This is a genomic window from bacterium (assembly GCA_035505375.1).
In the GTDB taxonomy this organism is placed as follows: domain Bacteria; phylum Hydrothermota; class Tepidihabitantia; order Tepidihabitantales; family Tepidihabitantaceae; genus UBA2258.
Map to the genome: position 1 here is coordinate 1 of DATJQV010000007.1, position 16,447 is coordinate 16,447.

9 protein-coding genes are annotated in these 16,447 nt (G+C 62.0%); 1 reads left to right on the top strand and 8 read right to left on the bottom strand.

Translation table 11 applies throughout. The features are described 5' to 3' along the window. Positions 1 to 111 (top strand): IS3 family transposase (locus VMH22_01285; GenBank protein HTW90328.1); only part of this gene is annotated, 111 nt, incomplete at its 5' end. Positions 112 to 494: 383 nt separating this feature from the next. Here the strand turns inward: VMH22_01285 and VMH22_01290 are convergent. From VMH22_01290 to VMH22_01325, 8 genes are all read right to left on the bottom strand, one after another. After that, complete coding sequence (locus VMH22_01290; protein HTW90329.1) at positions 495 to 1,850, bottom strand: T9SS type A sorting domain-containing protein; 1,356 nt, start codon at positions 1,848 to 1,850, stop codon at positions 495 to 497. Between the two features lie 45 nt (positions 1,851 to 1,895). Beyond that, a complete protein-coding gene (locus VMH22_01295; protein ID HTW90330.1) occupies positions 1,896 to 4,082 on the bottom strand; it encodes an aryl-sulfate sulfotransferase in 2,187 nt (728 codons plus the stop codon). Between the two features lie 195 nt (positions 4,083 to 4,277). After that, entirely contained in the window at positions 4,278 to 6,188 is a 1,911-nt protein-coding gene (locus VMH22_01300; protein HTW90331.1) for a hypothetical protein, read from the bottom strand. An 816-nt stretch (positions 6,189 to 7,004) separates the two neighbouring features. Continuing rightward, positions 7,005 to 8,948, bottom strand: a complete 1,944-nt coding sequence (locus tag VMH22_01305; protein ID HTW90332.1) for a hypothetical protein — start codon at positions 8,946 to 8,948, stop codon at positions 7,005 to 7,007. Positions 8,949 to 9,087: 139 nt separating this feature from the next. Further along, positions 9,088 to 10,488 (bottom strand): T9SS type A sorting domain-containing protein, encoded by a 1,401-nt coding sequence (locus VMH22_01310; GenBank protein ID HTW90333.1) that lies wholly within the window; start codon positions 10,486 to 10,488, stop codon positions 9,088 to 9,090. A gap of 268 nt (positions 10,489 to 10,756) precedes the next feature. Continuing rightward, positions 10,757 to 11,938, bottom strand: a complete 1,182-nt coding sequence (locus VMH22_01315) for a YfbR-like 5'-deoxynucleotidase (protein ID HTW90334.1) — start codon at positions 11,936 to 11,938, stop codon at positions 10,757 to 10,759. Between the two features lie 1,000 nt (positions 11,939 to 12,938). Then, entirely contained in the window at positions 12,939 to 15,701 is a 2,763-nt protein-coding gene (locus VMH22_01320; GenBank protein ID HTW90335.1) for a tetratricopeptide repeat protein, read from the bottom strand. A gap of 367 nt (positions 15,702 to 16,068) precedes the next feature. After that, on the bottom strand, positions 16,069 to 16,447 hold a 379-nt coding region (locus VMH22_01325; protein HTW90336.1), incomplete at its 5' end, for a GDP-mannose 4,6-dehydratase.

Genomic DNA, 16,447 nt, shown 5'->3' on the forward strand with positions numbered 1-16,447 from the left:
GCCGCAATTGGCGAATACCTGCAGGTGTACTACAATTGTCGAAGAAGACACTCAGCTCTGGGCTATCTGAGCCCGGCTGAGTACGAGAAGCAGTTGAGAAAATCCACTTAACTGCATGTCCACGCTATTGGGGGCAGTCCAAGTCACCGAGTGACTGGGCGAGTGACCCGCCTAGTGACTTACCGAGTGAATCGGTAAGTGACATACCCAGTTACTTGCCAAGTGAGTTGCCGAGTGACTTACCTAGTGACTCGTCTACTGAGTCGGCGAGTGACTTGCCGAGTGAGACGGTGAGTTACTTGCCTAGTGACTGGGTAAGTGACTCGCCGAGTTACTTGCCGAGTGACTTGCCGGGTGATTTGGCGAATCACGTTCTGATTCTTGGATGAATTAGAGGCGAGCATGGAGTTAGCCTCCCCACGCGCGAGTGCTTGCGGTGTCGCGCTCAAAGCGGCGAGTGCAGTTGTCGCGGCTTGCCGATCGTCCGGCGCGAGCTACTCGACGAGCAGTTTCTGCGTTGCCATTCCTTCGGTCGATTCCAGCCGGAGGAAGTAGGTTCCTGTGGCCATGTTCGCGACGGGCAGAACGCGGCGGGCGGCTCCGGTCAGTGTCCGCACCAGCTTGCCCGTCGCATCGTAGAGCTTCAGGCTGGCTGCCGCCTCCATCGGGACAGAGGTTTCGATGCGAACAACTCCTCTTGCCGGGTTGGGTATTATCGACAAGGCAACGCGGTCGGGCACTGTCGGCGACTTCTCAATGATGGGCAATTGGCCCTGCGGGTTGGTCCTGATCAGCAGCACGCTGCCGCCGGCGGAGTCGGAAGTCCCCGCAATCACATAGCCGCCGTCTGCTGTCTGCCGGACGTCCGCGGCCCGCTCTTTTCCGGTCCCAGGGAGCACGGTCGTCCAGGTCGTGTCGGAATTGGCATCCAGCCTTATCAGCCAGACCCGCGACGAATCTCCCCAGTCAATCGTGGCTGCAACTATGTAGCCGCCGTCTCCGGTCTTGTCCATGGCCATAGCCTGCGTTCCAACGCCGCCGGGCGAGAGGTTGTGAGTACGTAGGATTGCGCCACCCGTATCGATGCGCACGATGTAGACGGCATTATGGGACTGCAGGGTGTCATACTCCCACCCGACGGACAGAAAACCGCCATCCGAGGTCTCGCAGATGTCGCGCAGGCTCGGATCGACGGGACCGACGTACAGCTCATTCCATGACTGCTGACCCGCAGAATCAGTTCGGAGGAAACGGGCATAGGTGCCGTTGTAGTCGTGGGCATCGCCGCAGAGGATGAACCCGCCGTCCTTCGTCTGCGCAACGCCGCGAGCCGCTGACCAGTCAACCCGGTAGTCCGCATAGTAATGTATCCACGCCTGACTCCCGTCGGCATGCAGCTTGACGAGTCCGAAGTGTGCCAGGCTGTCGGGAATCCGCCCCGCGATGAGGCAGCCGCCGTCGGCGGTGCCGATGGCGTCAAAGACCAGTCCGCGGGTGGCGGCTGAGTACGTCCAGACCGAGTCGCCGGTTGCGTCGAACTTCTGCGCGAAGACCAGGAGCGAGTCATGTGAACCGACAATCACATGGCCGCCATCATTGACCCGGCAGAGAAACCCCGCGCCGGTGTCGAGCCCGGCGATACTGCGTACTGCCACAGTGTCGCCAAGCGAGTCGACCAGAATCATTGCCGCGCCGCAGTCAGTACCGCCGAACCGTGTTCCAGCGCCGACGGCGTAGCCGGTGTCTGCGTCCAATGCGACCGAGCGGCCGGCGTCGGCGCTAGACAGGTGCCAGCGGCGCTGGAACAGTATCGTGCCCAGTGACAGGGCCGGCAGGAGTGCCGCTGCCAACACTGCCGGTAGGAGGCGCGAGATGCGCACGTCGAGCAGTCTGGACTAGTTCAACTTTACCAGCTTCAGCGCCTGGCCGGAGTCGGAGCCTCGCGGTCGGCAATAGTAGATGCCCCGGCTTACCTGCCGGCCGGCGTTGTCGGTCCCATCCCAGGCAGCGCCGCCGTGCGTGAGGGCCAGGGTGCGGAGCAGCCTGCCGTCGACGGCGAAGATTTCCACGGCGCTCGCGCCCGAGTACCGAGGCCCGAAGCTGATAGTCGTTCGCCGGGCGAAAGGGTTCGGGAGGGCCGAAATCCGTCGTGCGGCAGGGATGGACGTCGGTGCCTCGGACACGGCCGCAGTCTGCTTGGTGGTGTATCGTTCAATCGGATAGCCGGGCGTCAGGTCGTGGCCAACGAGTCCGGGGTAGTCCGGCGTGTAGAACGCGATGCGAAAGAGACGGTTGAGTCGGTCCTGGCCGGTGGCGTCGTAAGGCACCGTGTCGCCCTGGTTGTAGATTGTCGTGTCGGAGGTCGGGTTGATGTAAGTCCAGACAATCTGGGTGTCCGGGGTAATCTCGAAGAAGCGGCCGTTCCGCTGCTCGCAGATGAGCGTGTTGCCGTTGGGCAGACGCTGGGCGCCGGAGCCGTTGCGAGCGTAGAAGCTCGTTTCCGGGTTGGCGGTGTACACCCAGTATGCCGAATCCGGGCCGTAGGGCTTTCCCGAGTCAGGCGCGGTATAGTTGCCCAGGCTGTCGCAGGGCGGCACGAATTCCACAACTTGCGAGTACTTGATGCCGCCCGGTCTGTTTCCCTGCACGCCGTCCACCCAACCGTTGCTGAAGGCCATCATGTGGCCGGCGCCGCGCAGGCCGTCGCGAATCCACTGTGCGTTGTGCTGCGAGAAGAACTGCAGATTCGTGCTGTCGCCGCGGCGATAAGCCCACGGGTCTCCCCAGCGGTAAAGCAGGTCGCCGCCGTGTCCGTAGTGCCCGCCGGTGTGCGTGGCCGCCTGGGCCGTGGTCGTGCTGTGGTCGATGATCCAGATCTCATCGAAGTTGTGAGCGCTGACCATGATCTGGTCAAAATGCGCGTTGTAGTCGAGCGCATTGGCGTGAACCCAGTCGGCATTGCCTCCGACCGGGCTCATGAGGAAGAAGTTCAGATCAACCAGTTCCGGGTGGTTGCCGACGACCCCGTAGTTGGCTTTGGTGGAGTCATTATCCTGTATCACATGATCCCAAAGATGCCACTGCCAGACGATGTTGTCGTTGTTCGCCGGGTCGACCTCGATGAGTTCCTCGGGACATAGCATGCCCTGGCGCAGCTTGGTGGTGTCGCGGCCGGCAGCAATTGCTTCGGCCTTCGACTTCTTCTCAAACGCGATCATGACCACGTGGCCGTTCGGCAGCACGATGGCGTCGTGGTGCTGACAATGGGTGCTGTCCGAGTACGTGTACCCCCAGGTGACGTTTCCATTCCAGTCAACCTCCTCGACCCGGCCGCCGTTCTTGAAAGCAGGGTTGTTCAAGTTCGCGGCGCGAAACAGGGTTCCTTTCGGGAGCAGGACCGTTGCAGCGGCCGGAGTGTACGTGCCCGGCCAGGAATGGACGATCCGCCCCTTCTTGTCAATGAGGTAGGTTTCCGTGCTCGTCCCGGGCGAGAAAAGCGTATACCCGTTTAACGCGGCGCTGTCGTAGCGTGTCAGTCCGAGCGTGGTCTTGCTGGCCGACAGTTCGCGCACCAGACCCCGGATGGAGTCGTCGGTGCCGGCAGCGTCGTCCCAGGTCGGCACGCGCACTCCGGCCGATTCACCAAAGTGGATGGCATTCTCGCTGCCGTTGTTGTCCGGCTGACCCGGGGACCAGTTGAGGAAGTTCATCGACTCGCTCGTGCCCCAGTGCCAGCCGCTGTCCGGCTCCTGCGAGCCGAAGAGCTGGGAGCCGCCGAGCCACGGGCCGGCCAACTTGCCGGTGCCCGGCCTCTGGTACCAGTAGCGAGTCGAGTCAATCAGACTGAAGACGAAGTTGTTCTCAGTCTGTGAGGTGATAGTGGCAAGGTAGCCGCCATAGTCTTCCGCCGAATCGAAGGCGGCATTCCAGTTGATGCCGCTGGGGGTGTTGATCACGTCATAGTAGTGGATGGTCCCGTCTGGGTGGACCCAGGGCTCGGGACTGGCGCCGGCGATGCCGGCGATAAGCGCGACCCCGACTAGGAAGGTCGCGAAGGACACAGATGACCTACGCATCGTCATGATCTACTCCTGGCTTGTGGTGCGTGCGAATCGGCGTGGAGTCTAGTGACCGGCAGGGCCGGACTTCGAGCGCGACCGGACTCGGCGGGCTACAAGCCGCTTGCGGACTTTGGCAGACTTTCTTGCGGCTCGGTAGAGAAATACTAGCAATGTGCGCTGTAACGTCAAGCTGACTGAGACTTCCGGCCGGGGACATCACCGCACAACCGCCACGGGCACGGTGCCGGCTCCATTCACCGAGACGTAGTAGACCGCCGGTGGCAGGCCACGCAAGTCCAGCGAGGCACTCGACCTGCCTGCGGGCACAACTGTCTGTCGAACCAGTCTGCCGCAGACGTCATGCACGCGGAGCTCGCGCGCACTCGTGCCCAGCGGCAAGCCGAGCTCCAGCACACCCCGGCAAGGCCTCGGGTAAGCCCTGAGGGACGCGACCGGAACGACAGCGCGTGTTTCAGCTACAGGGGCCGACAGGTCCTTCTCCGCCAGTTCGTGCATGTAGAGCAGGGCGCGGACCTCGTCCTGCGGTTCCTGTGCCTCCGGAATCCAGGCCGGCGGGCTGGATGTGGTGAAGGCTCTATTGGCCGGGTTCATCGTCGCGTCATTAACCCGGGTCCAGACGCTGATTCCGCCCCCGCCGTGAGCCTTGGCAGTCGCACTGTCGATCAACTCGATGCAGTCTATGTTGTTCTTGATCGTCGTGTCATGGTCGACCGCCGTCTGCATCCGCAGGTATGCGCATGACACCTGCTTCATGAACCGGGCTGCCTCACGCTGCTCCCAGAACGCTTCGGAGTCAGCCGGGATCGGCACGAACCCGCCCGAATCCATGCATGTTTGAGACCGATTCGCCGGCCCTTCAAAGTCGAGCAGGAATTTGACCTGCGGATCCTTGTAACGCGCGATCATGCCCGACGCCATCGTGATGCCGTACCCTCGAGAGTAGATGCCCAGCCGGCTCATGTCCACGTAGTCCTTGCTCGCCAGGAGCGACAGGCAGACGTGCATGCCGTCCTGGTTGATGTAGCCGTCGTAGTTCTCCGGGTAGGATGTGCTCTTGCCTCGGCCGCTCGGGTCGAAGTGCATGAACGCGAAGCCGTCCGACGCGAGGTCGTCGGGCAGGCTGGTCGTGTCGTACGAGCTGCCATACCCGGTCCCGCCCGGTACCAGGATAACCCCGGGCACGCGATTGTCCGACCCGGCGTAGGCCGGTCGGTGGATCTCCGCGTACAGGCTGCAGCCGGAAGTCGGGTTCAAGACCATGAGGGTCTCGACTACGACCGGGACGGTATTGGGGTACCGCCAGACGACGCTGTGCGAGGGTGAAAGCTCGACCACCTGCGTGCCGGCTGAGACCAACGTGTTGCCGTTATCAAGCCGCTGCGCAGCAAATGGCGTCGGCAGGTTGGTCGCGCTCCAGACAATGGTCCCCGAACTAGTGACCTCAATCACCCGGTTGTGGTAGCTGTCGGTGATCAGCGTGTTGCCGTTCGCGAGGCGCTGGGCGCAGCGGGGCCAGTCCAGGTTCGCGGCGTACTGCCAGACGATACTGCCCTCGGGGTCGACCTCCAGCACCCGGTCATTATCCGAGTCGCAGATGAGCGTGTTGCCGTTTGTTAGCCGGTTGCCGTTGTGCGGGCCGAGTAGATTCGTGTAGCTCCAGACAACCGTGAGGTCGGGCGTGACCTCGACAACCTGGTTGTTGTACCGGTCGGTGATGAGGGTGTTGCCGTTGTCGAGGCGATACGCCTCGTTCGGATAGGAAAGATCCGATGAGTCGGTCCAGACCGTGGCGCCGGCGGTGCTTACCTCGATGACTTTGTGCCCGTCGCTCGTGGCCAGCAACGTGTTGCCGTTTCCCAGCCGACGCGCGGTGTGGAGGAAGGGCACGTCGGCCCCGACGTACGACCAGATCAGACGGCCCAGGCTGTCAACTTCAAGAGCGCGCGCCGCGGCGTGCAAGCCGCCGGCCCCGCAATCGGCAATCAGCGTATTGCCGTTGGGCAGGCGCTCGAAGCCGAGCGGCGTAATGGGCACGGCGAACGCCAACGACAGGCAGCCCGCCACGAGAACAAGGGCTGACAGCGACATTGCCGGTCTACGGTTCAAGATTTCATCCTCATATTATGTCAACTAGTACGGTCATTAGATGCGAGGTGTCCGGAACGGGTGCAACTCGCATGCCAGGCAGGGACGGACTCCGGACCAAGGGAGCATTTCGCTGGCACTGCCGCAGAGGGCAAAAGGGGATGGAGGCAGTGCGCAGTTGCTGCACACTGCCGCGAGACTATTTCACGGAACCCGCGTGCGGAAGTCAGGGCGAGAAGGATACAGGAGAACGAGCCGGGGTCAACACTTCGGTTGGGTCTGAAAACCGAGAGCGGCTGGTTGCAGCGACGGACGGCTTACGCGGATGAGCGCAGGCCTTCGGTCGAAGTCACCGCATGACCACGGCCGGTACGGTGCCGGCCCCGGTCACTGTCACATGGTAGACCGCTGGCGGCAGGCTACGCAAATCCAGAGAAATCAACGACTTGCCGGCGGGGACAACGGCACGTAGAACCAGTCTTCCGCAGGCGTCATACACGCGGAGCCGACGAGCGCTGGTTCCCGGCGGCAAGCCAAGCTGCAGCACGCCGTGGCAAGGTCTCGGAGCAACCCTGAGCGCCGCGGCCGGAGCGATGTAATGGAGCGGGTGAATGCGCTCGTCCCGGTTTGCCGGCCGGCGTGGGTTACCGGATGACCAGCTTGCCTGTTATTGAGCCGAGGTTAGACCTGAGCCGTAGCAGATAGATACCAAGGGGAAATGACGAATGACGAAGCATGGGGACCGGAGACCGGAAGGCCTGCGCCGAGGCTTCCCTGCGCCGCCGCGGTACTCCGGGTTCTGGATGGCCGAAATCCGTGGCTACGCGGGCAAGTACGTCACCATATTACCACAAACGGCTCGGTGCCGGCCCCGGTTGCTGAAACATAATAGACGCCTGATGGAAGGTCGTTCAAGTCCAGTGTGGCCTTCCGCCGACCCGCGGGCACAACTGCCTGCCGAATCAACCTGCCGCAGGCGTCGTGGACGGTCACGGCTCGCTTGCTGTTCGCCGCAGGCAGTGTGACCGAGAGTTCCCCCCGGGGGAAACTGGTCCCCACCCTAAGCAACGTAGACGGAAGGCGCTGACCTTGTCGCTGTGGTCGGCGAGTACCAAGCGTCGGTTCCTGGTCGGCCAGCTCGTGCAGATAGAGCAGAACGCGCACTTCGTCCTGCACTTCCTGAACCTGAGGAATCCAGACCGGTGGGTTCGACATATCTCCATACACACGATTTGCCGGGTTCATCGTCGAGTCGTTGACCCGGGTCCACACGCTGATTCCCGCGCCACCATAGGCAACGGCGGTAGCACTGTCTATCAACTGGATGGCGTGCTGGTTCTTCTTCAGCTTCGGGTTGCTGTCGACCTCGGGCTGGATCCGCAGGTACGCGCTCGATACCTGCTTCATGAACCTGCCCGCCTCCCTTTGCTGCCAGAACGAGTCCGAATCAGCCGGCATCGGCACAAACCCACCCGAGTCCCGGCACGTCTGACCCCGGTTCGCGGGCCCCTCGAAGTCCAGTAGGAACTTGATATGCGGCTCGGCGTAGCGCGCAATCATTCCCGACCCCATTGTGATGCCGTAGGTCCGGGTATAGACTCCCAGCTTGCTCGTATCAACGTAGTCTCGGCTTGCCAATACCGACTCACAGGCGTGCATCCCGTCCTGGTTGACGAACCCGTCGTAGTTCTCCGGATAGGCGCCGCTCCTGCCCCGGCCGTCCGGGTCGAAATGGAGAAAAGCGAATCCGTCAGACGCGATATCATCCGGCACGGTGGTTGAGTCCAGCGAACTGCCGAATCCGGTCCTGCCCGGCACGAAGACAACACCGGGCACAGGATTGCCTGCCTCGGCATAGGCGGGTCGGTGGATGTGTACGTACAAGGTGCAACCGGAGGACGGATTCACGACCCGCAGCGTCTCCACTACTACCGGCACCGTGCCCGGATACTCCCAGACGACGCTGTCCTTCCGTGTCACCTCAATCGCGTGAGCGCCCGCCGAGAAAAGCGTGTTGCCGTTCGCCAGCCGCACTGCCGCGTATGCTCCCTGGGTGCTGTCCACGCTCCAGACGACTACTCCCATCGAATCGACCTCAATGACCCGGTCGTCTCTGGAGTCGGCTATCAACGTGTTGCCGTTCGCTAGGCGCACGGCACTGCGCGGCCAATACAGGCCGGTTCCGTACTGCCACACTGTCTTGCCTACCGAGTCAACTTCAACGACCTGGTTGCTGTCCGAATCGCAGATGAGCGTGTGGCCGTTCGCCAGGCGCCGGGCGTGGTGCGGGCCATGCAGATTGGTGTAGCTCCAGACAATCGTAAGGTCGGGCTTGACCTCAATGACCCGATCGTTGAGCCGGTCGGTGATGAGCGTGTTGCCGTTGTCGAGGCGGGATGCCCAGTTGGGGTAGACAAGACCCGTCGAATCGGTCCACTTCCTGTGGCCGTTCCTGTCCACCTCGATGACCTTGCCGTCCAAAGTCGATGCCATCAATGTGTGGCCGTTGGACAAGCGGCGCGCGGAGTGCAGAAACGGCACGTCGGAATTGACGTACGCCCAGACCAGCCGGCCCAGGCTGTCCACCTCGACCGCGCGCGAATTGCTGCCGGACGGAGTCAGGATGCTGCCATCGGCAATCAGCGTGTTGCCGTTGGACAGGCGCTCGACACTGAACGGCGCGACCGTCACTGAAGCCGCAACGTGCGACAAGCAGCCCATTACGGCAACAAGGACTGACAGGAACAATGGCCGACTGGGGTTCAAATCTCTCTTCTGCATGTCAACTCCTCTCGGTATTCATGGGCGCGAACTGCCCTGGCTTCGTGCAACTCTGATGTCGAATAAGGACGGGCTCTGGATTGAGGGGGTGTCGCATTGTCGCCTATCGCAGGGCACACCTGCGGTTTTGCGGCCTGGGTTACTCTATGACAACCTTGCTTGTCGTCGAGACGCGGTCAGACACGAGCCGGAGCAGGTAGATGCCTGAGGCAAAGGACGAAGTACGAATGACGAATGACGAATGGCGGGACGGAGGCAGCGTGAGCACCTGCCGGCCGAGAGCATCGTACATGGCCAGCCTGATGCCGGGTGCATTACGCTCAACGCCGGGCAGTGAACAAACTATGCGGACGATACTGTGCGCCGGGTTTGGCGCGACAGACATGACGATACGACTCGAGGCTATCGGTTTGTCCTCAGCGACTCCATACGCCACATAGCCCAGCGAGTCAGTCTTGATCAGCAGCATGCCGCCGCCGGCTGCGTTCGAGCTTCCGCCAATCACGTAGCCACCGTCAGCGGTCTGCTCGACATCATTGCCGGCCTCACGTCCCGAGCCGGGCAGGACCGCGGTCCAAGCCGTGTCGCCCTGCGCGTTGGTCTTGACCAGCCAGGCACGAGCTGAGTCACCCCAGTCCGCGACGCCGACGACGGCAAAACCACCGTCGCTGGTTACGCACATGGCCGCCGCCTGAGCAGCCGCGCCGGCTGGCGCGAAGTGGCGGGTCCAGACCGTGTCGCCGGTGGAGGTAGTGCGCATCATGTAGAAGACGTTGCGGCCCGAGTCGCCGTACACGTACCCGACCGCAAGGAACCCGCTGTCCGCCATCTCCCGCACGTCGTTGAGCATGGGGCCGGTCAGGCCGCGATACATCCTGGTCCAGATCGTGTCTCCTCCCGGCGTGAGCCGGACCAGTCGCACGTTCTGCCCGGAATAGCTGTCCGCCTCACCGCAGAGGATGTAACCTGAGTCGCGAGTCTGGACAGCGCCATGAGCGTTTGACTGGTACGGCCACTGATGGAAGTAATGAGCCCACTGCTCGTGGCCGTCCGCCGCCAGCTTCACCGCACCCATATCCGAATCCGTAATCTCGCCGGCCACCAGACAACCGCCGTCAAATGTCGGAATCAGCGTCGAAATCAGGCTGCCCCAGGTAGACCGATACTCCCAGGCCGAATCACCCGCCGCGTTGTACTTGCGCACGAGAATCTTCGTGCCGGACTCGGCGAGCACGGCGCAACCACCGTCCGGCAGCAGGCAGGAGAAACCGCCGTTCATGTCGACATGGAGGATGGTCCGTACCGAGGTCGTCTCGCCGAGGCTGTCGGTGCGGGCGAGCACCGTGCCGAAGACGCTGGTCGATTCCTGCACGCCGCCGCTGATGACATACCCGCCGCCCGTGAGTTGAGCCACGGAGCGGCCGGAGTCAGCCTTGTACCACTGCCACTCACGGTGAAACGTGATCGCTGCCTGCGCCGTCCCGGACAGCGAGAGCACGGTCAGGACCAGTGCGATTCCGGAGAGAGTACGTGTCTGCACGCCTAGAGTCTAGCCGCCGCGGTCACGGCGTCAAGCCGGCACCCGGCCCCGGCTCTGCATGCCGGATTTCAGGGCGTGCGCGAACATGACCGGCCCGACTGCCGCCGGGAGCACGCTGCCACCGCGTGACATAGGTTTTGGGTTTACTCAACCCATAATCTGCAGTCTTGAGTGCCGAGATGTTGACAGGGGAAACGCCGCCCGCGCGTCAGGAATCGATTATCGTCCCCGAAAGTACCTATAGTGGACTAGACACGCCGTCGAAAGCTCACCTAAGTCGTTTTCTGGGATGCTCGAGCAGAATCCTCGTACAAAGCTCTCGAATCGGCGGCCATTCCGAGTTCTGAAGCTCCGTGATGTAACTCCCGTATGCCGAAGTCATCTCCGTACTCACCTGCCCTGTCTCCGTCTCAAAGAGACACTCCAAGACAAGCGCGAGCCGGTCACAGGCCTTCACCAGTGAGGATACACTGTACGGTTTCCTGTCGTCAAGCTCTTTGAGGAGATTGTAGTCTTCAACATCCCTCTTCATTAAACCCGGCAGCGTGGCTACGAAGTCCTTAGTCATGTTCTTCTCAAGTCGCTCAACGATCTTGGGGTTCAGGGTATTGATGATCTCCTTCACAGGAGTCACAATATCCCCGGTGACAGCTTCGGGTACGTCGTGAAACAGCGCTCGCAGGATGGCTTCAAGGAAGGGTGACACGTTTGCATGAGCATTCGCCTCGACGACACTCTTGCACTGGCGGGCGACGGTCAAAGCCAAGAGCCCGACTATGAACGTGTGGCCAAGCACGCTCGTTTCAACTGCGCGGTTAAGGAGGTTCCAGCGCCTCAGGTGCTTTAGGTTCTCGACCTGGTGCACATAGGCGCCGATCTTCTTGTAGGAGTTCTCGAGCTCAGAACGGCCCTCTATCCTGCTGATCTTCGTCTTTATGTGCCTGATGGCGGACACGTAACGGCCAGGGTCCACGTGCCGGTTCGTCTCGCACTCTCTAATGGCAACCTTGTACTGAGCGAAGGTGATCAATTCCTCGATCTCCTTCTTCCGACTGGGTTCGAGCTTTCCGTCTTGCTCGCCATAGTTTCCGTCTAGGGTCATGTAGCCCTTCGCGTAGTCGAGCATGTCACGCGGGAACAGCGCCGCAGTTACATCCGCAGCTTTGTCGACGAGTCGCCTCCAGATTTCTGGGTCAAGCTTGCGGAGTTCATCACGCGTGTCGACGAGAACATCAGAGAGGTAATGCTTGTTCAGTGACTTCAGGAGCGTGCGCGCCAAGACGTGCTCAAGCTGGGTGGTGGACATCCCGCGTATCCGCCCAAGCGCATAGGCGACGTGCGCTGTGTAAGCTACGTTCTCCGCTTCGTTCCAGAACACCACGCGAGGTTTCACGTTCCAACGCTGAAGGCGCATTAGATCGCCGATAGCACTCACAAAGGTATCCGCCAAGATTGACTCCTATGGAGATTCCGGGGACATTACAGCCTATCCTTAAGCGTCGACGCCGGGCGGGGTTCGGGATTCTCCATCGGGCGAATAGTACTACCCTGTGCCTCAATGTCAAGCCAGCGGGATTTGACGGCGGATGCGGAGTGCATAGACTGACAGACGTTGGAATCTGAACGGACTGAAGGTCCAGGTAATCCGTTCGTCGTGCGTGGCGGGCGAGGAGCCTTCCCATGGGCCTGGATGAGAGTCCCCACGAGAGCCCAGACAGGGTTGGAGACAGGGGGCCCCCAGTGACCCTTGGATAGGAGCTGCCTGATTCTCCGATGTCGAGTCGATGTGGCCTCGGCGGTGCGCCAAGAAACTCCAACCCTGACAGAACCCGTCACAGATGCTGAGACAGATGCCGGCACAGATGACGCCACAGAATCCCGTCTGAGTTTCTCCGTCTCTCTGGTTTACCCATGTGACAACTCACGGTCAACCCACAAACTGACCTAGCACTCGCATTTACTGCAGGATATACCAGACAGGCCTCCACCGACCCCCTCACCCCCGGGACGCTTCCCCCAGCAGTCCCCGGTAGGGCCTTGGGGGCTGCTCCTGGAACGGACTGGAGGACTGTCTCTGGAGGCATTCTCCCGGCTGTCCCGGGAATGCATTGAGGCACTGCTCCCGGGATGCATCTCCGGACTACTACCCAGACCTAACCGGGGACTATCCCCGGAAGCTATCCGGGGACTACCCCCCGAATGCCTCGGGGAAGCCGGGAGGGGGGGTAAGTGGTGTCAACGTTTTCTGCAGGAGTTGCCAACCGGAAATCGGCATGGAAATACGAAGGTCATCTCCCGCTTGATGTGCCGATTGCCCGACTTCCCCGGCCGACCTGTCGCCATCGGCACTCAGTCTGTGGCGACTGCGTCGCAGCTCAAGCACAAGCTCAAGCCGCAGGCCGTGAGCAGCTAGCCGCGCCCAGCGGGCCTGACGTGGCTCGCCGCCTACCCTAGTCTAGTTTCAACCCGTACCGCGAGGCTAGCTCAGTCAGGAGCCGTTGGACTTCGTCTTCGCTGCGGCCCATGTCTTGGAGCAAGCCGGCGTAATTATCGACCGCGTCTTGCAGATGCGGATGGCGGTGTCCGGTCGCGCGGGTGAACTTGAGGAATATCTCCAATTGCCGCCGACTCAGCGGTTCCGCCTCGGCCAGACGGTTCAAGGCCTGGTAGAGTCGAGCGAGGTTGTTCAGGTCTCTGGCGACATCGGGATGATCCGGCCCGTACGACTTCTCGTCTATCGCCAATGCGCGCTTCATCAATGGCTCGGCCTCGGTCAGACGGTTCAAGGCATGGTAGAGCGCGGCGAGATTGCTCAGACACATGGCGACACTCCGATGGTCCGGCCCATACGACTTCTCGTATATCGCCAGCGCACGCTTCACCAATGGCTCGCCCTCGACCATACGGTTCGTGGACTTTAGGAGCACAGCGAGGTTGCTCAGCGCCGTGGCCACGTGTGGGTGCTCCTCGTCATAGCTCTGTTCGTAGATCTGGAGCGCCCGGCGCAACAACGGCTCGGCCTCGGCCAGACGGTTCGTGGCCTGGTAGAGCGCGGCGAGGTCGTTCAGGGCTGTGGCGAAGTCCGGGTGGTCCGTGCCAAGCGCCCTCTCAAAGATAGCCAGCGCACGCTCTAGCAATGGCTCGGCCTCGGCCAGACGGTTCAAGGCTTGGTAGACCATGGCTAGGTTACCGAGACACATGGCGACACTCCGATGGTCCGGCCCATACGACTTCTCGTCTATCGCGAGCGCCCGCTTCATCAACGGCTCGGCCTCGGCCAGACGGTTCGTGGCCTGGTATAGCGCGGCAAGGTTGTTCAGGCGGATGGCGACGTTCGGATGCTCCGGCCCGTACGACTTCTCATCTATCGCCAGCGCCCGCTTCATCAACGGCTCGGCCTCGGCCAGACGGTTCGTGTCCTGAAAGTGCCGGGCGAGGTTGTTCAGGTCCCGGGCGACATCAGGATGCATGGGCCCGTACGACTTCTCATCTATCGCCAGCGCCCGCTTCATCAGGGGCTCGGCCTCGGCCAGACGGTTCGTGGCCTCATAGAGTTGGGCGAGGTTGTTCAGGCCTGTGGCGACATCAGGATGGTCCGGCCCATACGCTTTCTCCGCTATCGCCAGCGCCCGCTTCATCAACGGCTCGGCCTCGGCCAGACGGTTCGTGGCCTTGTAGGTCTGGGCGAGGTCGTTCAGGTCTATGGCGACACGCGGATGGTCCTGCCCATACGACTTTTCGTCTATCGCGAGCGCGCGCTTCATCAGCGGCTCGGCCAAGACGTACATGCCTGCCTCATGCAGTGCCTCGCCGAGGACGGTCATCAGCCGCGTTTCCCCCAGTTCAAGGGCAGGCGGCTGCACCGACTGGAGCAGTTGTTCGGTAACGCCGGCCCGATGGAATGCGTCCCAAGCAGTCACGACCATGTCAATCAGCATCGCGGCCCATTCCCCGGTCGCCGGGGTCTGCGGCTGTGGTGAAGTGGCGAACCCAATCCGCGGCTTCTCGGTCTGTCCCTTCATCTCCGGCCGCGCCATGAGGCAGTCTAACAGCAGCCTGCTCGCCTCGGCCGCGCGCTCAACGCGGTAGCCCCGGTACAGCGTGACGAGCATCGCCAGGACGTACGGCATGTCGCACATTGGCATGTGCTCCAACACCCCTTGCAGAGCTGGGGACGGCGCGCCCGATGGAAAGTAGACCTCTTTGGTGATGAACTCACCGATGATGTCCGGGTCGAGCTTGTAGAACACACGGTCACCCACCTTCCCCGTGAGCGCGTAGCCCATCTCGACAATCTTCAGTACTGCCTCAAGGTTGGCCCTGACCGGTTCCTCGTCCTCGGGGACACTAACGCGAATGGAAATCTCGGCCAACACGCCGCGGCCGTTGTCCTTGAATTTGGCCGCCATGTCGTTGGTGATGGAGTTGAGCAAGTCCCATCCGGTCGCAATCTGCGTCAGGTCGCCGTAGCGCGCGGCCAGTTCAGCCAGAGCCGGAATGCCATGCGAGATATCCCATATCTTGGCAGCTTGCTTGCCGGTTGCTCTGACTACGTCGGCGACGTTCAGCATCCGGCCAAGACCTGTGACCACAGTCTTGAATCGCTCGTCCCCGATCAGCTCCTTGACTTCGTCCGGGTCCCGGCAGGCAACGAGCAAGCGGGCCTTGGTTTGAAACAACAGGTCACCGAGCAGGCGGCCGAGGCCCGGGTACTTCTGCAGGTCATCAACGACAAACCACTGACCCCGCTTCAGCACCGCCGCAAGCGCGGTCATCAACCCTCTCAAGTCTTGGGTGCAGGCGCCAATATTCGCGAATCTGAGTTCGGGGTCGTCTTTGGACAACTCTACCAGCAGGCGGCTCTTGCCGAAGCCGCCGCCGCCGCACAGAGCTACGATGTCGGCGTCCGTAGCCTGCGCGTCACGCAGTTCCTTCAGCACGTCACGACCCTGCTCTTCTTCTTCTCTACGCAGTGAGACGTACGGAGACTTCAGCCGGTCGCCCTTGAGTTGGCCGCTGTAGAACTCCGGCCAGCCGACCAACGGCACAAGCCTCGCTCCCGGACCGACGACCTTGTCGTGGATAGCGTCGACCTTCGCTTTGTCCGGCGAGCGCCTGAAGAAGTGCCGGGCGATGAGGTAGCCGATGTAGATGCCGACGACCGCGATCACGAGCCCGGCGACGGTCAGGATTCCGGCCAAAACGGTGCTCATCGCAAGTCAGTCTATGCATCCGGCATCCGCCGTCAAATGACGCCCCAGCGACTTCGTCGCAGCCAAAGCTCAGGCCGCAAGCTTCATGCTAGCCCGAGCGCAAGCCCAAGCGGACTGTTCGTAGCCGCGGCTGACGGCCAATCCCTAATCCCTACCCCCCAGCCCCTCTTCCTGATTGACATCCCCGCCAGCGGAATTCCAGATTCCAGGTTGAGAATCCGGGAGTGGGAGAGCGAGACGGAGGGAGCGGTGGACGAGCAGGGACGAGGCGGCAGGGTAACTGGCGATGCAGTGGTGGAGGCGGGACGGGCGGTCAGGCGAGGACGGAGGTCGGAGGGTTGGTGTCAGTACGTGGAGGGTTCGTCAGTCACGGGCCGGTCCAGAAGCCTTTGCTTTCGCGAGAGAGCCGCGCTTTGAGCGGACGCCACCAGTCGGTATGTTCGCGGTACCAGTCGACGGTCCGACGCAGGCCATCTTCGAACCCGGCTTCAGGACGCCAGCCGAGCTCGCGCTCGATCTTGGCGTTGTCGAGCGCGTAGCGGTAGTCATGGCCGGGCCGGTCAGGCACGTATTCGATGGAGTCCTCACCCAGCCCCATCTGTGCTACCACCAGCTTCGCCACATCGACGTTGCGCCGCTCCGACCTGCCGCCGATGTTGTAGGCTTCGCCCGGCCGGCCTCGTTCGAGCACGAGCGCGATTCCCCGGCAGCAGTCGTCGACGTGCAGCCAGTCACGGACGTTCTCT